The sequence below is a fragment of the Acinetobacter qingfengensis genome, from assembly GCF_008693185.1.
Lineage (GTDB): Bacteria > Pseudomonadota > Gammaproteobacteria > Pseudomonadales > Moraxellaceae > Acinetobacter > Acinetobacter qingfengensis.
On the sequence record NZ_VXKN01000010.1, the window covers coordinates 33,762 to 50,637 of the forward strand.

17 protein-coding genes and 1 riboswitch are annotated in these 16,876 nt (G+C 39.6%); of the genes, 8 read left to right on the forward strand and 9 right to left on the reverse strand.

Annotated features, from left to right (window positions below; genetic code table 11):
- The first annotated feature begins 27 nt into the window (after window positions 1-27).
- From F4V57_RS11965 to F4V57_RS11975, 3 genes are read left to right on the forward strand one after another with little or no spacing between them, the layout of a single operon-like run.
- Window positions 28-816 (forward strand): crotonase/enoyl-CoA hydratase family protein, encoded by a 789-nt coding sequence (locus F4V57_RS11965; RefSeq protein WP_070070947.1) that lies wholly within the window; start codon window positions 28-30, stop codon window positions 814-816.
- Window positions 817-851: 35 nt separating this feature from the next.
- Window positions 852-1,727, forward strand: coding sequence for an NAD(P)-dependent oxidoreductase (locus F4V57_RS11970; RefSeq protein ID WP_070070948.1), 876 nt, complete (start codon window positions 852-854; stop codon window positions 1,725-1,727).
- A gap of 13 nt (window positions 1,728-1,740) precedes the next feature.
- Window positions 1,741-2,517 carry a hydroxypyruvate isomerase family protein gene (locus F4V57_RS11975; RefSeq protein WP_070070949.1) on the forward strand — a complete coding sequence of 259 codons (777 nt, stop codon included), beginning with the start codon at window positions 1,741-1,743 and terminating at the stop codon, window positions 2,515-2,517.
- A gap of 109 nt (window positions 2,518-2,626) precedes the next feature.
- Here F4V57_RS11975 and F4V57_RS11980 read toward each other — a convergent pair whose 3' ends face one another.
- The gene (locus F4V57_RS11980) at window positions 2,627-3,709 is read right to left on the reverse strand and encodes a DUF475 domain-containing protein (RefSeq protein ID WP_070070950.1); all 1,083 of its coding nucleotides are present in this window, start codon (window positions 3,707-3,709) and stop codon (window positions 2,627-2,629) included.
- A gap of 230 nt (window positions 3,710-3,939) precedes the next feature.
- A complete protein-coding gene (locus F4V57_RS11985; protein WP_070070951.1) occupies window positions 3,940-4,383 on the reverse strand; it encodes an RcnB family protein in 444 nt (147 codons plus the stop codon).
- Window positions 4,384-4,580: 197 nt separating this feature from the next.
- On the opposite strand from F4V57_RS11985, the gene F4V57_RS11990 reads away from it, so the two are divergent.
- Window positions 4,581-5,015: a hypothetical protein gene (locus F4V57_RS11990; protein WP_070070952.1), complete on the forward strand. Its 435-nt coding sequence runs from the start codon at window positions 4,581-4,583 to the stop codon at window positions 5,013-5,015.
- A gap of 100 nt (window positions 5,016-5,115) precedes the next feature.
- Here F4V57_RS11990 and F4V57_RS11995 read toward each other — a convergent pair whose 3' ends face one another.
- The 7 genes from F4V57_RS11995 to F4V57_RS12025 all read right to left on the reverse strand — a co-directional run bounded on the left by F4V57_RS11995 (window position 5,116) and on the right by F4V57_RS12025 (window position 11,671).
- Window positions 5,116-6,084 (reverse strand): SPOR domain-containing protein, encoded by a 969-nt coding sequence (locus F4V57_RS11995; RefSeq protein ID WP_070070953.1) that lies wholly within the window; start codon window positions 6,082-6,084, stop codon window positions 5,116-5,118.
- Window positions 6,068-7,354, reverse strand: a complete 1,287-nt coding sequence (gene folC / locus F4V57_RS12000; RefSeq protein WP_070070954.1) for a bifunctional tetrahydrofolate synthase/dihydrofolate synthase — start codon at window positions 7,352-7,354, stop codon at window positions 6,068-6,070. The genes F4V57_RS11995 and folC overlap by 17 nt, the downstream gene beginning before the upstream one ends.
- Entirely contained in the window at window positions 7,351-8,247 is an 897-nt protein-coding gene (accD, locus tag F4V57_RS12005) for an acetyl-CoA carboxylase, carboxyltransferase subunit beta (protein ID WP_070070955.1), read from the reverse strand. The genes folC and accD overlap by 4 nt, the downstream gene beginning before the upstream one ends.
- Window position 8,248: 1 nt before the next feature.
- On the reverse strand, window positions 8,249-9,049 hold the full coding sequence (trpA, locus tag F4V57_RS12010; RefSeq protein WP_070070956.1) for a tryptophan synthase subunit alpha: 801 nt from the start codon (window positions 9,047-9,049) through the stop codon (window positions 8,249-8,251).
- 243 nt (window positions 9,050-9,292) lie between these two features.
- Window positions 9,293-9,787 carry a DUF1543 domain-containing protein gene (locus F4V57_RS12015; RefSeq protein ID WP_070070957.1) on the reverse strand — a complete coding sequence of 165 codons (495 nt, stop codon included), beginning with the start codon at window positions 9,785-9,787 and terminating at the stop codon, window positions 9,293-9,295.
- 14 nt (window positions 9,788-9,801) lie between these two features.
- Window positions 9,802-11,031, reverse strand: a complete 1,230-nt coding sequence (gene trpB, locus F4V57_RS12020; protein WP_070070958.1) for a tryptophan synthase subunit beta — start codon at window positions 11,029-11,031, stop codon at window positions 9,802-9,804.
- Window positions 11,015-11,671: a phosphoribosylanthranilate isomerase gene (locus F4V57_RS12025; protein ID WP_070070959.1), complete on the reverse strand. Its 657-nt coding sequence runs from the start codon at window positions 11,669-11,671 to the stop codon at window positions 11,015-11,017. Before F4V57_RS12025 ends, trpB begins: the two co-directional genes overlap by 17 nt.
- A gap of 126 nt (window positions 11,672-11,797) precedes the next feature.
- Window positions 11,798-12,023, forward strand: a riboswitch (cobalamin riboswitch).
- 35 nt (window positions 12,024-12,058) lie between these two features.
- Here F4V57_RS12025 and F4V57_RS12030 point away from each other — a divergent pair.
- The 4 genes from F4V57_RS12030 to F4V57_RS12045 all read left to right on the forward strand — a co-directional run bounded on the left by F4V57_RS12030 (window position 12,059) and on the right by F4V57_RS12045 (window position 16,781).
- Window positions 12,059-13,915, forward strand: coding sequence for a TonB-dependent receptor plug domain-containing protein (locus F4V57_RS12030; protein ID WP_070070960.1), 1,857 nt, complete (start codon window positions 12,059-12,061; stop codon window positions 13,913-13,915).
- Between the two features lie 103 nt (window positions 13,916-14,018).
- Complete coding sequence (locus tag F4V57_RS12035; protein WP_070070961.1) at window positions 14,019-14,606, forward strand: cob(I)yrinic acid a,c-diamide adenosyltransferase; 588 nt, start codon at window positions 14,019-14,021, stop codon at window positions 14,604-14,606.
- 38 nt (window positions 14,607-14,644) lie between these two features.
- Window positions 14,645-15,367 (forward strand): glycerophosphodiester phosphodiesterase, encoded by a 723-nt coding sequence (locus F4V57_RS12040; RefSeq protein ID WP_070070962.1) that lies wholly within the window; start codon window positions 14,645-14,647, stop codon window positions 15,365-15,367.
- A 244-nt stretch (window positions 15,368-15,611) separates the two neighbouring features.
- Window positions 15,612-16,781: an acyl-CoA desaturase gene (locus F4V57_RS12045; protein WP_070070963.1), complete on the forward strand. Its 1,170-nt coding sequence runs from the start codon at window positions 15,612-15,614 to the stop codon at window positions 16,779-16,781.
- Window positions 16,782-16,876: the final 95 nt, after the last annotated feature.

Genomic DNA, 16,876 nt, shown 5'->3' on the forward strand with positions numbered 1-16,876 from the left:
ATACAGTCATTTGTTTAGGGAAATAGCATGACACTGATTCAACTTGATGTCGATCAAACCGGCTTGGCAATCGTCACCTTAAACCGTCCTGATAAACGTAATGCCATGAGTTTTACCATGCTCAAGGCACTCATTAGTACAGCGAAAAGTATTCAAAAAAATCGTCAGATCCGTTGTGTCATTATTACAGGTTGTGCACAGGTTTTTAGTGCAGGCATTGATCTATCTGATTTGAATGCTCCCAAGCAAAAACTCTATGCCTTCTGGCAACTCATCAAACCACAGCAAAGTATATTTCAACAGGCATGTCTAATCTGGCAACAATTACCTGTTCCAGTGATTATCGCTCTGGAAGGTTATTGCTTCGGTGCTGGACTACAATTAGCATTGGCTGGTGATTTCAGAATTACGAATTCCAGTTGCCAATTTTCCATCATGGAAAGTCGCTGGGGATTAGTACCAGATATGGGAATCAGTAAAACATTAGCGGATCTCATTGGTATTGATCATGCCAAGGATCTTACTTTTTCAGGACGTATCATCAGTGCAGAATACGCAAAACAAATTGGATTAGTCAGCGAAATTCATCCTCAACCATTGATCAGAGCGCAACAATTAGCACAGGAATATTTACAGCGCTCACCAGATGCATTAATGGCAGCAAAACTTATCCTTAATGCAATGCAACAACGTCGTCAATCTGTGCTATGTTTGGAAAAAATCTGGCAACTTCGTCTAATTCTTGGCAAAAATAGCCGGATTGCCAGACGTAAAGACAAACAACCCGAACTAAATTTTTTCAATCGGCAACGTTAAATACAAAATTCCGGTATTTTTAACATGAGGATGACATGCACACCTTTACCACAAATACTGCTATTGCTTTTTTAGGTATGGGGCTAATGGGTAGTCGCATGAGTAAACGCTTGCTGGATGCCGGTTTTCCAATTGCAGTCTGGAATCGTAGCATTGCAGCATGCGAACCACTTTTTGCACAAGGTGCAAAATCCTTGATCTTTGAAGATCTGGTGAATTATCCTATCATTATGCTTTGTCTGGCTGATGATCAAGCGGTTCAATCTACAATCGATAAAATTCGGCCCTACTTACGTAGTGGACAAATTATTATCGATTTTTCTAGCTTATCAGTACACACCACCACTGCTTTGGCACAACAACTTGTCACACAACAAATTATCTGGATTGATTCTCCTGTTTCGGGAGGTACATTCGGTGCGGAACAAGGCTCACTGGTTGTTTTTGCAGGCGGTGATATTGATCTGATTAATGCCCTTCAACCAATTTATGCACCATTATCACAACGTGTTAGTTGTATGGGAAAAACAGGTACCGGGCAAGCTACCAAGATTTGTAACCAACTGATTGTTGCCGCATCCAGCACACTGATTGCAGAAGCTGTAGCTTTGGCTGAACAGGCTGGTGTCGATACTCAATTACTGGCACCAGCACTTGCCGGTGGTTTTGCTGATTCAAAACCTTTGCAAATTCTTGCTCCAAGAATGGCAATCCAACAATTTGAACCTGTACAATGGAAAGTTCAAACCTTGAGTAAAGATTTGAGCAATGCAGTTCAACTAGCAACACAATTACAGTTGGATATTCCGGTGGCAAAACATGCACTCACACAATTGCAGCAGCACCAGCAACAAGGTTATGCCCAAAGAGATCTATCCACAATCATCCTCAACATAAAAAACACAAATTAAGGGAGATCATGCCATGCTAAACCTCGCTGTAAACCTATCCCTGATTTTCACTGAAGTTCCCCTGATTGAACGCTTTGCTTTGGCCAAACAACAAGGTTTTCAGGCTGTAGAGATTCAGTTTCCTTACGAATTACCTGCCACAGCCATTCAGCAGCAACTGGACGAACATGATCTTGATCTGGTTCTAATCAATGTCCCCACCGGTGATTTAATGCAAGGTGGTAACGGTTTGGCTGGTATTCCCGGACTGGAAATCGAATTTGCCAAAGCAGTCAAACAAGCGATGGAATATGCATTGGCACTACAAGTTCCTACCGTGAACATCTTGGCAGGTAAACAACCTGAAAATGCTGATTTACTGCCTTGCCTTAAAACCTTGGCAGATAATTTACGTTTTGCCAGTGATGCATTTCAAAATGCCGGAATCACGCCTGTAATCGAAATGATCAACAACATTGATATGCCTCGTTTTCTGATCCAAAATCTGGCTCAGGGACAAGAAATGCTGGAAGCTGTACACCATCCTGCCCTTAAGCTCCAATATGACTGTTATCACATGGCCATGATGGGTGAGGATGTTCTGGAAGGTTTAAAGGAAAATCTGGATCAGATTGCCCATATTCAATTTGCAGATTTTCCATATCGCCATGAACCAAGTACAGGAATTATAAATTATTCCGCATTATTTCAATGGATTCAGCAAAGTACATATTTGGGCTATTGTGGTGCCGAATATAAACCTAGCGGTTTATCAGCGGATAGTTTTAATTGGTTAAAAAGCTGTATCTAAATCAACAATGCTGCATCACGAGATGCAGCATTGTTTAATACGGTTTAAAGATTTATCAATGGTTGTAGCCTGTTTTGCTAAGCCTAACAAGCTCTAATAATCCTATCAATTAATGGCTCTGCTGCTCTTTTTTACGATAAGAAATTGAAGAAATCACTGCCCAGACAATAAAGATAATTCCAATCAATCCTGTGACAACTTCCGGAACATGCCATCCTGTACCACTTCCCAACATGATCACCGCCAAAGCACCAATCGCATAATGCGCACCATGCTCAAGGTAAACGTAAGCTTCTAGCGTACCTTTTTCAACCAAATAAATCGTCATTGAACGCACAAACATGGCACCAATCGCAAGACCAAGCATGATAATCACCACATCATTGGTAATCGCAAAAGCGCCAATAACACCATCGAAACTAAATGATGCATCCAGTACTTCAAGGTAGATAAAGCCACCGATCCCACCTTTCATAACTGTTTTTGCAACTTCAGCATTACCTTGTGCTGCCAGATTTGCTTCATCATCATGATCTTGTGAACCTTCCAGTAAATGACCTATCACCTGTACACCAACATAGACCACAATTCCCCAGATTCCGGCCATAGTAACCACTAAACGATCCTGCTCAGCAACATTAGCTGCCATAATTAACAGCACAATCAGAGCAATAAAAACAGCCATTGCAGGAATACTGCCTAAATGTGCTGATTTATGTTCTAACCATTTAAACCAGTGGGTATCTTTTTCATCATCAAACATAAAATTCAAAAATACCAGCAAGAGGAACATCCCACCAAAAGCTGCAATTTCTGCATGATGAGCCATCAAACGTGCGGAATATTGTGCTGGATCATTTAATGCCAGCTTGGCTACTTCAATCATTCCCATATCTGCAGTTACTGCAACAATCAATAATGGAAAAATCAGACGCATACCAAATACAGCAACCAGAATCCCTACTGTTAAAAATAGCATTTTCCAAAAAGGATCCCAATTTTTAAGGACGGATGCATTAACGACAGCATTATCAAATGACAGGGAAATTTCCATCACTGCCAGAATACCGGTAATCGCCAGTGCCTTGAACATGGTTGAGACACCCGCTTCTATACCATGTGTATAGCCCCAATATGCGGATAAACTCAAACAGATGATGCTAAAAATAATGGAAAAACGAAAATGCTTCATATTACAAAAATCCCGTCATGCAAAGAATGTAGTGATTTCACTCCGAGTTAAATCATCACATTCTCATATCTTTAAGAAATTGACAGAATCATACACGGCAACCGTTAAGCTGCCTAATTGTTTTCTTCGCTTCATTGATATCAAAAATCTGAAAATTACTGCTTTTTACTCATAAAAAAAGCCTGAATAATTGATTATTCAGGCTTTTATTACATTTAAAACCAAAAAATTTAGTGAGCAAGCAAAATACTTGCAATCACACCAGTGGCAACAGATACCAAAAGATAGCGACCATCAACTTCTACCCAGCGATGACCTTTAGGTGGTTGACGTAAACCTTCTTTTCTCCAGTCCTGTACATAATAACGTTTGTTTTGATAGTACTGCTTTGGTAAACGCTGACCACGCTTAAATTGCTGCTTATTATGTGAGTTATGTACGTTCTGTCTTGGTTGATGCTGAGGTTGTTGCTGACGAACTTGCTGTTTTGGTTGCTGATGCGCTTGTTGACGAGGCTGCTGCTGAGCCTGTTGACGTGGTTGATCACGCTGCACTTCTTTTTTAGGCACATCCCCACGACGTTGATCATTATTATCGCCTGGTTCTGCAAATGCCGAAGTCGCCGCACTTAACGACAATACTACGCCCATCATCACTGTAGTAAATTTTTTCATTACATTCTCCAATTTGTTTCATAATGTAAAATATAGCGCATTATTACGAAAAAAAAATGAATATCGCTTTGGCTTATAAAGTAATGTTGTTAAAACTATGAACGAAATCAGGAGAATTGTATTTGTATGAGCATACTCGTTTTTTACGATAAAAACCGTTACCATACAAAGTACTTAATTTAAATGCCTAACACTTCATGAGTGAACTGAACTTTAGTCGCCTTACTGACTTCCTTAAAAAAATTCCGGCAATTCAGGAACAGGGCTTAATTGCTCATGGTTCAGATGGGCAACATGCATGGTGGATCAAATTTAAAATCAATATTGAACATGCTCTGGCGTGGCAAACTGTGCAAGAGTTTGGACATGTTCTGAATTATCTGTCTACCAATGAACGACTCCCAACATTATTTTTTCCTGTTTCTCCACCACCCTATATGAATGGTGAAGCCAAAGAGTTTTTGGCATGGATCGTTCAATGTAATCATGCTGATTTTCCACCAGACATCATTTGTGACTGGCTGGAAGGACGACTACCCAGCCCTGTGGACGATGAAAAACAATGGAATATTCAGACCAAACTAGATCAACTCAAAGATATAAATATGGAACAATTGAAAATAGTAAAATGATTGTTTTTCGCAAGATATTATAAAATTTACTTAAAATAATATTCAGCGGACGATTCAAAATTTAGTCGCCCACTGAAATGCTGGTGAGAATATACTTAACTTAACGCTGATCCAAAGGAACCCAGCCAATAACCCACGCCGATTTCATATTTAAACTACTATCACTGGTAATTTTCTTACGGATTGCATCCGCAGAATCACGATCTTTTGAAGGGCCAATCATAATACGCACGCCTTTGGATGTTGGACTTTGGGTGACTTTATAACCTTTAGCACGGAGTTTGGCAGTAATGCTATCTGCATTGGATTGACTTGCAGCCAAGGCTACTTGCACCATCCATTTTTTATCACCATTTTCTAATAAATCTCTTGCCTTATCTGCATCTTTTTTCTTTTTATCTGCATCCGCTTTGGCCTTTGCTGTAGCTTCTGCTTTTCTTTTAGCATCTGCATCTGTCTTGGCTTTTGCTTCTGCCTTGGCTCTAGCGGAAGTTTCTGCCTGATGTTTGGCTTGCGCCTCCGCTTTAGCTTTTGCTGCCTTTAATTCTGCATCTTTTTTTGCTTTGGCAGCAGCCTCTGCCTTAATTTTTTCGTCACTGTCAGTTTTTAATTTATTAACGCTATCCGGTTTTGTAGTTTGGTTTAATTTATTTTTGGCATCCTGAACCAATTCAGGCGGAATATTGTCAGAACTTTGCAGTTGAGATTGGCGTCGTGCTAAAACCGCAGCTTGTTCAGCAGCAGCTTTTCGGGCTGCATCGGCTTCAGCTTGCTGTTGTGTAGCCAAATAATCCGCAGCACGTTGTTCCTGTTCTGCAACAGCTTTTTCACGTGCCTTACGCTGTTCTTCCAATAAGCGTTTTTCAGTTTCAACATCCACAGCCAAAGGCTGCAAATTGACTTCCTGTCCGACTGTATTGGTCTGATGATGTTGTGCTTGCTGTGTTGTGCTTGCTGTTGTGGGGTAGGGTGCATCCTTATGATTTTGTAACAAAATTGCGGCCAACAATACTCCACCACCAAGTAAAACGATGCCACCTAACAGGCGCTGTTTACTGTTCATCGCCATGTAACAAACACTCCCAAACCGCTTCTAACGTATGAAATGAACCACAGACTAAAATCAATTGATGCTCTTCACTTTCACGTAAAGCGATCTGGAAACTGTATTGAATGTTGTCCGAAACCTTTACGTTATAGCCATTTAAAGCCTGTTGTAGACGCTCAATAGATGCTGCACGGTACACATTTAATGGGGCAATATACCACTTGTTCACAATATTTGTTAGTAGTTCAATCACACCATCAATGTCTTTATCCTCTAACATGGAGAATACTGCATTCACTTGCGTAATTTCAGGATTTAATTGTAAATATCGTGTTAATTGCTGTGTTAAAAACGCCACACCATGTGGATTATGTGCGACATCTAGTATCAAATGATGCTTTTTATAATAGCGCTGCTCAAAACGGCCAGCCAAACGTGTATGTTCTAATGCAGTTTCAATCGCTGTCTGGGTAATATTTAAGTCACTCACCAAAGCAGCCATAATTGCTGCACTTTGATTAATATGCGCCAAATGTCCATGTGGTAAAGCCATGGTCAATGCTGGCATTGCCAAATACCAGTTTTCAGAATTGATCTGAAAATCATAATCTTTTTGATATTGAAATAAACTTGCCTGACATTCAGCAATTTTATCGGCGATTGCTTGTGGTAGTTCCTGATTTCCAGCAAAAATTACTGGAATATTGGAGCGAATAATTCCTGCTTTTTCAAAGGCAATTTTTTCAATACTATCTCCTAGCCAGTCAACATGATCCAAACCAATATTGGTAATCACTGCGACATCGGGATCAATAATATTCACCACATCCAATCGTCCACCCAGCCCGACTTCCAACACCCAGACATCACATAGTTGCTGTTTAAAAATCAACAATGCTGCAAGTGTGGTGGCTTCAAAGAATGATAAAGTCAACTCGCATTGCTGCCGTGCCTGTTCGACCTGAACAAAAGCATCAATCAAAGCTTGATCAGAGATTTCAATGCCATTGATACGGATTCTTTCATTAAATCGAATAATATGTGGCGACTGATAAAGCCCGACCTGATAACCAGCAGATTGGAGAATATTTGCCAAGGTTGAAGTTGTAGAACCTTTACCATTGGTGCCAGCAACCGTAAAAATTTTTGCCTGTGGCTTTAAAACATTTAAAGCGTGTGCTACAGGTAACACACGCTCTAAACCTAAATCAATGGCTGTAACATGAACGGTCGTCCAATAATTCAGCCATTGTTGCAAAGAATCAGTCGATAATGGGGCGATTTGACTCAAGGTAATTTCATCAATTTGGTTACGATACGATAGATTGTATCTCTTAATGCATGGCGATGTACAATTTGATCGACTACACCATGTTCAAGCAAATATTCAGCTCGCTGGAACGGCTCTTCCAATTTTTCACGCACTGTTTGCTCAATGACACGCTTACCAGCAAAACCAATCATGGCTTTTGGTTCAGCCAAATGTACGTCACCCAACATTGCCAAAGATGCTGTCACACCGCCATATACCGGATTAGTTAATACCACGATGTATGGAACACCCGCCTGACGCAAACGCTCAATGGCTGCGGAAGTACGAGCCATTTGCATCAAGGATAACATCCCTTCCTGCATTCGGGCACCGCCCGATGCTGCAAAGCAGATTAATGGCTGACGATTTTTCAATGCCTGTTCAGCTGCCTGCACAAAACGATCACCCACAACGGTTCCCATCGAGCCGCCCATAAATTCAAAGTTAAAGGCAACTGCATACATGGCGACATCCTGCAATACGCCATGCATACTGATCAAGGCTTCTGTTTCGCCAGTTTTTTGTTGTGCTTCTTCCATTCTTTTTGGATAAGGTTTACTGTCAACAAAACCCAATGGATCTTTTGCCGTAAATTCCTGTCCTAATTCCTGATTAACCTGATCAAAAAACCAATGCAAACGTTCACGTGCTTTCATTGCCAGATGTTCATCACATTGTGGACAAACGTAGGTGTTAAATGACATCGCCGTTTGAGTCACCAATGCGTGGCATTCAGGGCATTCCACCGTAGGTTCACTAAATGTTGGCTGATCCTTGTTTTCTTCAGGCACATGCACTTTAGGAACTGTACGCTCCATCCAAGATGTTGCCGCTAACAACGATTGCGCTTGATCTGTTTGCGTTTCACTCATGTTATAGCTCATCCAAAGCTGTTCGTAATTCTTTCACTTTTGCTACAGCTTTTACCGCAGCATCAGTTGCATTTTCGGTGGCAAAAGGTTTGACAAAAGCACTGCCTACAATCACTGCATCAGCAACGGCACCCATAGCTTTGGCTGATGCGGCATCACTAATCCCAAAACCGACACCGACAGGTAAATCTGTTTGTGCCTTAATCTTGGCAATACGTTCTGCGGCTGATTGCGTATCCAGTGTGGCTGCGCCTGTAACACCCTTCAATGACACATAATAAATAAAACCACTTGCCTGTTTGATAACATGGGCAATACGTTCATCGGTTGATGTAGGTGCAAGCAAAAATACCTGATCCATATTGTATTGCTTTAATACATCATCAAATTTGATCGCTTCTTCCGGTGGTAAATCTACCAAAATCACACCATCCACACCTGCATCTGCTGCAATTTGTACAAATTTGTCATAACCAATGACTTCAACCGGATTCAGATATCCCATCAACACAACAGGTGTTTGTTGATCTTTTTCCCTGAATTGCTTGACCATGGCAATAGCATCCAGTGTATTGGTACCACCTGCCAGAGCTCGTTCAGCAGCCAGAGCGATGACTGGTCCATCGGCCATAGGGTCCGAAAATGGCATACCAATTTCCAGAATATCTACACCAGCAGCGACCATGTCATGAATTAAAGGCACAGTAACGTGTGGGTTTGGATCACCCGCCATCACATACGTGACCAGTGCTTTTTTATTTTGTGCTTTCAGTTGGGCAAAACGCTGCGCTAGACGAGACATAACCTTTGCAATTCCTATCAATAACGTTCTTATGTACAGCAATCATAAAACTAAACACGATAAAATTGCACGGTTGATTTGCACTTTTCTGCATTAGATTGCAATGACATGATGATAAACAGCAAAAAAGTTTGACTCAATGATCGAATCTTCCACTTTTACATTTCTTTAATATTATTATGCTGTTTTTAAATCTTGTTAAATGAGAAGGAGGTTAGATTTTTCTATAAAATATCATCATACCTATAGAACAATGTAGTCGTTACACCATTGTAATGGCTGAAAATCCCCGGCGATTAAATGAATATACTGTTGCTCAATTTGTTTCAAATGTATGCAATCATCAACATCGATAATTGCATCAGTATGTGGTTTAAACCAGTTTTTTTCATAAAATGCTTTTGCTTGCTGTTTGGCTTCGCGTTGATTATAGGCAGCAACCATAACATAGCGATGGATTTCACCAAATTGATCAGGCATATATGCACCCAAATTTACAGCAAATAATTTCAAGCCATCGACTAAAGTGGGTTCTTTCTTAAAGACAATTTGATAATTTTTTTGTTGATATTGCAGACCTGAAATTCGCATCCATGCATCAATATGCACTGTATTATTTGATCCAAACCAACTTTGTTTTAGTGCCGGATAAGCATCCTGTAAACAGGATGCTCGTGTGAAGACTAAATCATGAACTTCAATATTGGCTTGCGGATGTTTACCGCCAAGCAATACCATAAACAAATCCAAGTTTATAACCCATCCATTGACATACCATCAACTTTCGCTACAGTATGCAAATCCTTATCACCTCGGCCTGAAACTGTAGCAATAATAATTTGATCTTTGGACAGCGTTGGCGCAAGTTTAGTGACATAAGCCATAGCATGTGAACTTTCAAGTGCTGGAATAATTCCCTCAATTTTGGTCAGATCACGAAAACCCTGAAGTGCTTCATTATCATTGATTGGGACATATTGCACACGTTTCATGTCTTTAAGGAAGCTATGTTCAGGCCCAACCCCTGGATAATCCAAACCAGCAGAAATAGAATGTGTTTCAATGATTTGACCCTGCGGATCGCTCATTAAATAAGTACGATTACCATGTAATACACCCACATGCCCAGCGTTTAATGGTGCAGAGTGTTTACCTGTTTCAATACCCAGACCTGCGGCTTCAACACCGTACATTGCTACACCATAATCGTTCAAAAATGGGTAGAATAATCCCATGGCATTTGAACCACCACCTACACAAGCCACCAATGCATCAGGTAACTTTCCAGCCTGTTCAAGAATTTGCTGACGTGCTTCACGACCGATAATCGACTGAAAATCACGAACCAATTGCGGGTACGGGTGTGGCCCTGCAACCGTACCAATCACATAATAAGTACTATCAACATTGGTTACCCAGTCACGCATCGCTTCATTCATGGCATCCTTCAAAGTTTTAGAGCCACTTTCTACAGGAACAACTGTTGCACCTAATAAGCGCATACGATAAACATTCATGGCCTGACGTTTGACATCATCTGCCCCCATATACACGACACATTCCAACCCCAATCGTGCTGCAATGGTTGCCGTTGCCACACCATGCTGACCTGCCCCTGTTTCAGCAATAATACGTTTTTTACCAGAAAGTTTGGCCAACAATGCCTGACCAATGGTGTTATTGACTTTATGTGACCCGGTATGATTTAAATCTTCACGTTTTAAATAAATTTGCGCACCACCTAACTGCTTTGACCAACGCTCGGCATGATACAAGGGGCTTGGCCGACCAACATAATATGCAAGATCCCGATCAAACTCAGCCAAAAATGATTCATCATCTTTCATTCGAAAATATAAGTTTTCCAGATCCTGTAATGCTGCCATCAATGTTTCAGAAACAAAACGTCCACCATGAATACCAAAATGCCCCTGTGTATCAGGAAATTGAGTATAGTCAATACGATTAGTTTGTTGATCCACGTTGGACTCCTTGCATAAAGTGTTGGATAAGTTGTTGGTCTTTGATGCCTTTCGCTGATTCTACACCACCACTGACATCCACAGCATAAGGTTTTGTAATGGAAATTGCATATTCTATATTTTCCGGAGTCAAACCTCCGGCCAAAATTAATGGCATATCGCTTTCAGGAAACTGTGACCAGTCAAATGCCTGCCCTGTCCCACCTTTTAATTGTGGATGCCATGCATCCAGCAAAATTGCACTGGCACCCGCCTTTTGATAATGCTGAATCTGTGCCATAACATCCAGCCCGGCCCGCACCTGAATAGCCTTGTACCAACGCCGCTGAAACTTTTGTGCAATTTTCTGACAATCTTCCGGAGTTTCATCACCATGAAACTGCAAAATATCAATCGGTAATTGTGTCAGAACTTCTGCAATCTGATCCACATCGGCATTCACAAATAATCCGACAATTTGGACATAAGGTGGCACATGCCTGATCAACTGTCTGGCCTGATCAATCGCAACATAACGTGGACTAGGTGGGAAAAAAACTAAACCTATGGCATCAACACCAGTCTGTACAGCAGCAATCACATCCTGACTTCTGGTAATACCACAAACTTTTGCCCTTATACGCCCTGTCGCCTGATACATATATTCTTCTCAATAAATCCTGAGTACTTTTAATACAATTTGAAAAACAACCTCAATAGCTTGCATTCGCTTTTGCTATACAAGCGTTGCATTTACGTTGTGAAAATGCAACTAAATCTTTATACTTCGCTCAAGTTTATCGCATGTACCGAGCCATATCGGCTCAGGAAACTGGTGAAAATCCAGTACTGCCCCCGCAACGGTAACGATGAAACCCCTATTATCTCAGCCCAAAACTGACGCCACTGCATCATAAACCATGTGGGAAGGTGAATAGGTGATCATGTCAGAAGATGATATTTTGCCATGAATATCTCCAAGTCCGGAAACCTGCATGCTGTATTGATCCACCAATACGTTCACGGGGAGTGAATGTCGGAGATAACCATGTCTGTTTTATTTAAGCCCGCCACTTTATCCGGTGCCATCCTACTTGCCCTGATTTCATCAACCAGCTTTGCGGCTGAGCAAATCAACCAACTTGATCCTATCGTGGTTACAGCATCCAAGACTGAAGAAAAAGTCAGTGAAGTCCCTGCCCGGATTACAGTAATTTCCAAACAACAAATTGAAAAAAATCCTGCTTTGAACCTATCTGATGTATTACAAAAAGATGCTTCTATTTATGTAAAACAGTCTGGAGGAATAGGACAGTTAACAGACCTATCGTTACGTGGGGGTAGAACTGGATCTACGCTATTACTCAAAAATGGTGCACGTTTAAATAGTCAAAATGGCTTAGGACCTGTTACACCAGAATTTATTGATTTATCAAATATTGATCAAATTGAAATCCTAAAAGGTCCAGCATCCGTTCAGTATGGTTCTGATGCGTCTAGTGGTGTAATACAGTTAATTTCACAAAAACCATTGAAGACTGGTGCAAGTTTAAGTGGAATATATGGTGAAAATAATACGTATAAAGCTAGTATTAATGCAGATTATGTAAATGATAACGGATTTTATGTAAGTATTGGTGGTCAACGCATGGAAAGCGATGGTACTTCTGTTATTGATATTCAAGCTAAAAATCAAAAAGCTGCTTTTGATCAAAAAGGTTATAATGCACAAATTGGTTATATCAATAATATCATCAATACCAGCCTATCCATTGATCAAAATCAGGGAACAAATATCTACACCACTAACTATACGACCAATAATGCAAGACGTAATTTTGAAAATCGTCTGATTAACTGGTTAGGAAGCTATAATATCATATCAAATTTGACATTGAATGCTCGATACTCTCATTCTCTGGATAAAAGTGAACAAGTTATATATGGTAATCATTTTAATACCACATCTGATGAAGGTGACTTAAATGCTAAGTGGCATTTTACAAATCATCAAAATCTTTTAAGTGGTGTAACCTATAACCGTTCAGAATATAATGCCAGCTCTTCACCAGAATCAGTTAGAACCATAAGTTCTACCGGTTATTACCTACAACACCAATACGATAATAATGGTATCCATACACAGGCAGGGCTACGTGTTGAAGATAATGATTGGTTTGGTACCCACACTGTCGGTCAGGCTGCTATACGTTATCAAATACTGCCTTTAACAAGTATTTATGCAAACATTGGAACAGCATTTAAAGCACCTACCTTAGAACATTTATATGGTTCTTATGGTTATGATTTCTATAGTAATCCAAATCTAAAACCAGAAGAAAGCACTTCTTATGAAATTGGTTTAGATCAGAAATTCAACTATGGTCTTTCTGCCTATATTTCAACTTATTATACTGATGCAAAGAATTTAATGGCATTTGGTACAATTAACAATCAATCAACGTATGTAAATATTAATAGAGCGAATATAAAAGGTGGTGAATTAGGCTTTAAATGGTCAGGAGATAACGTATTTGCCAGTGCTGAATATACATACGTAATTGCCCAAAATAAAAATAGTAAAGAAGATATCGCTTACCGCCCACGCCAAACCTATACTTTAACAGCAGGTTATGATGATGGTAAATATGGTGTCAATACATCCCTTGTATCACGCTCCAAAGCAAATACAGGTACTTCTGGTGTCAAAGTGCCAGGCTATGCAACAGTTGATATCAATGCTTTTTGGAATGTAAATTCAAATATAAGACTATTTACCAACATTCAGAATATTGGTGATGTACGTTATCCTACCGTATACAATTCACCATCTTCATGGTCACCTGAATATTGGTATATCAACGGTGGACGTCAGGCATCTGTGGGTGTCACACTGAAATATTGATGAATACACCATTAAAATGAAAAACTTGATATAAAGTTTATGGATAATGTTCTTGACCGGCATTATCCTTTTTTAATGACCAAATCAAAGGCAATATAATATTATGGGACACCGTTTAAGCAAAATTTACACTCGCACAGGTGATACAGGTAGCACCGGCCTAGGCGATGGCTCACGTATTGCCAAAGATGATTTACGTATCCATGCATTAGGAGAAATTGATGAACTTAATGCGGTTATTGGCGTTTTACGCGCTCAAATTCATCAAAGTGACATCAAACACAAAGATACTTGGGATAAAAAACTTAGCTTGATCCAACACTGGTTATTTGATTTGGGTGGCGAAATCTGTATCCCAAGTTACCAGTTGCTACAGATACATAGTGTTCATTTCCTTGAACAAGATATTGATCAGATGAATCAGCACTTACCGATGCTTAAGGATTTTATCTTACCGAGTGGTAATCTCGCCTGTAGCTATGCACATCATGCACGTGCAGTATGTCGTAGGGCAGAACGTAGTCTAACCACACTACAACAACGGGATCAAAATATTCAATCAACTGCCTCACAGCTTCTCAATCGCTTGTCTGACTGGTTATTTGTTGCATCAAGACAATTACAAACCCAAAATTCCGGTACAGAAGTTTTATGGCAAAGAAATATAAATGACATAATGAATGACATATAATATAGGCACTTTGTATTGCTATATTTTTGTGAACTCCCATGCAAATTATTGGTCATCGTGGCGCACGAGGCGAAGCACCGGAAAATACCCTTGGCGGATTTAAATATTTACATGATTTAGGTGTCAGGGCTGTAGAATTTGATGTAAGGCAATTAGCTGACACCGAGTTAAGCGTCATTCATGATGATAATTTTTTGCGTACTGCTGGGATAGATTATCAGGTTAAGGATTGTACTCAACAGGACACACAACGTTTTAACCAAATTAAAGGCTGGGAATTCTGGCATCAAACCGAACCACTACCGTTATTGCGTCAAGTCATGCATGTTTTAAAAGACTTTCAACACATCGAAGTTGAAGTTAAAAGTGTAAAAAATGAAAAAAATGCAGAAAAAATTGTTCATACACTTCAGCAACAACTACAGCATTGCAAAGACCACATTACAATTACTTCATTTGATTTAAAAATCCTCAAAGCATTACAAAGTCAACAATCTGATTTTAAACGCGGATTATTGGTTGAAATGCCCATTGGTGAACATGCGATTGATATTGCAACACAATTTAATTGTCAGCGCATTGGCTGGAAAAATGAACTAGTCAATGAATCAATTGTCAAACTGTCTCGGCAAGCAAAACTGGATGTCAGCGTCTGGACAGTCAACGATATAGACCGGGCAAAAACCTTACAGGATTTTGGTATTCAAGGATTGATTACAGATTATCCTAAACGTATGTTGCAACATCTATCTCCACTGTAATCTGGTGCGATTTTTGCTATTTAAATTGGTGTCAATTTACCCTCTAATTTTGTCATGTTTTGATATAAATTATGCAATTTATTACATGAAGTTCTAAAATGACATGCTATGATGTGCGCATGAATATACAACTGTATTTTAATTGTGATTTATTCAAACAATAAGTGTTAAAATAAATCATCTAGCATGTTTTAATCCACAGTTTTAAAGCCTTATTCCATTTCTTTTGGGAGATTTCCTGATAATGCCTAGCTCCTCAACTAGCAAAGCTCCGATTAACTGGCCTGCGGTACTTACTTTATTAGGAACACCCCTCGCTGCAATTATTCTTATCCCGTGGTATAGTCAGAGTCATGATTTTACTCCAGGTGCATGGATCAGTTTTATCTGTTTACTCGCATTCAGTAGTCTAGGAATTACTGCTGGTTATCATCGTCTATGGGCACATAAAACTTATGAAGCCTCAAAGCCAGTTCAGATTATGATGATGATTGCCGGAACATTTGCAGTACAAAACAGTATTTTATTTTGGTCATCAGGTCACCGTATTCATCATCGTCATGTTGATGATCTGGAGCTTGATCCATATTCAGCAAAAAAAGGATTTTGGTATTCTCATATTGGCTGGATGTTAAGGGATTATCCAAGCGGTGAGCTGGATTTTAAAAATGTTCCTGATTTACGCAATGATAAATTGGTTATGTTTCAACATAAACATTATATTCCGTTAGTGATCGTTACCAGTTTTGGTATTCCTGCATTGATTGGTTGGGCAATTGGTGATCTATGGGGCGTTATGTTATTGGGTGGATTATTACGCCTCATTGTTAGCCATCACGTGACATTTTTCATTAACTCTCTATGCCACATGTTCGGTAAACGCCCTTATACTGATGAAAATACTGCCCGTGATAATTTTATTCTGGCGATCTTTACTTGGGGTGAGGGTTATCATAACTACCATCATATCTTCCAGTACGACTATCGTAATGGAGTAAAATGGTGGCAATATGACCCAACCAAATGGCTCATCTGGTCATTATCAACTGTTGGACTTACCCGTAATCTACGTCGTATTCCGAGTTTTAATATTAAACGTGCTGAACTTGCCATGAAGTTTAAATATGCAGAAAAAGATTTTGAAATCTTTGGTCATGATTTAAATGAAGACATTGTACATTTAAAACATAAGATTGCACTTGAATATGACATGTTTACCCAAACCATGAATGATTGGGCAAAATTAAAAGAACAGGAATTACAATCGAAAAAGGCCAGTATGGCAGAGAAAATTCATCAAATTGATCTTAAACTCAAACAAGAATTTAACTTGATCGAAAAAAATTTGGTGGAACAAAGTGATCGTGTTGAGGTAGTTTTGCGCTCTTTACGTAAAGAAGTTAAACGTATTTAATCCCTCCCTCGATACTACACATCAAAGCTTCGCAACATGCGGAGCTTTTTATTTGTTTAAAAATCTTGTTATAGTAAATTTTGCCAACGCACAGG

Bases quoted from the DNA above. Each gene is read 5' to 3' on its own strand.
- F4V57_RS11965 (WP_070070947.1), top strand. From the start codon at position 28: ATGACACTGATTCAACTTGATGTCGATCAAACCGGCTTGGCAATCGTC.
- F4V57_RS11970 (WP_070070948.1), top strand. From the start codon at position 852: ATGCACACCTTTACCACAAATACTGCTATTGCTTTTTTAGGTATGGGG.
- F4V57_RS11975 (WP_070070949.1), top strand. From the start codon at position 1,741: ATGCTAAACCTCGCTGTAAACCTATCCCTGATTTTCACTGAAGTTCCC.
- F4V57_RS11980 (WP_070070950.1), bottom strand. From the start codon at position 3,709: ATGAAGCATTTTCGTTTTTCCATTATTTTTAGCATCATCTGTTTGAGT.
- F4V57_RS11985 (WP_070070951.1), bottom strand. From the start codon at position 4,383: ATGAAAAAATTTACTACAGTGATGATGGGCGTAGTATTGTCGTTAAGT.
- F4V57_RS11990 (WP_070070952.1), top strand. From the start codon at position 4,581: ATGAGTGAACTGAACTTTAGTCGCCTTACTGACTTCCTTAAAAAAATT.
- F4V57_RS11995 (WP_070070953.1), bottom strand. From the start codon at position 6,084: ATGGCGATGAACAGTAAACAGCGCCTGTTAGGTGGCATCGTTTTACTT.
- accD (WP_070070955.1), bottom strand. From the start codon at position 8,247: ATGAGTGAAACGCAAACAGATCAAGCGCAATCGTTGTTAGCGGCAACA.
- trpA (WP_070070956.1), bottom strand. From the start codon at position 9,049: ATGTCTCGTCTAGCGCAGCGTTTTGCCCAACTGAAAGCACAAAATAAA.
- F4V57_RS12015 (WP_070070957.1), bottom strand. From the start codon at position 9,787: ATGGTATTGCTTGGCGGTAAACATCCGCAAGCCAATATTGAAGTTCAT.
- F4V57_RS12025 (WP_070070959.1), bottom strand. From the start codon at position 11,671: ATGTATCAGGCGACAGGGCGTATAAGGGCAAAAGTTTGTGGTATTACC.
- F4V57_RS12030 (WP_070070960.1), top strand. From the start codon at position 12,059: ATGTCTGTTTTATTTAAGCCCGCCACTTTATCCGGTGCCATCCTACTT.
- F4V57_RS12035 (WP_070070961.1), top strand. From the start codon at position 14,019: ATGGGACACCGTTTAAGCAAAATTTACACTCGCACAGGTGATACAGGT.
- F4V57_RS12040 (WP_070070962.1), top strand. From the start codon at position 14,645: ATGCAAATTATTGGTCATCGTGGCGCACGAGGCGAAGCACCGGAAAAT.
- F4V57_RS12045 (WP_070070963.1), top strand. From the start codon at position 15,612: ATGCCTAGCTCCTCAACTAGCAAAGCTCCGATTAACTGGCCTGCGGTA.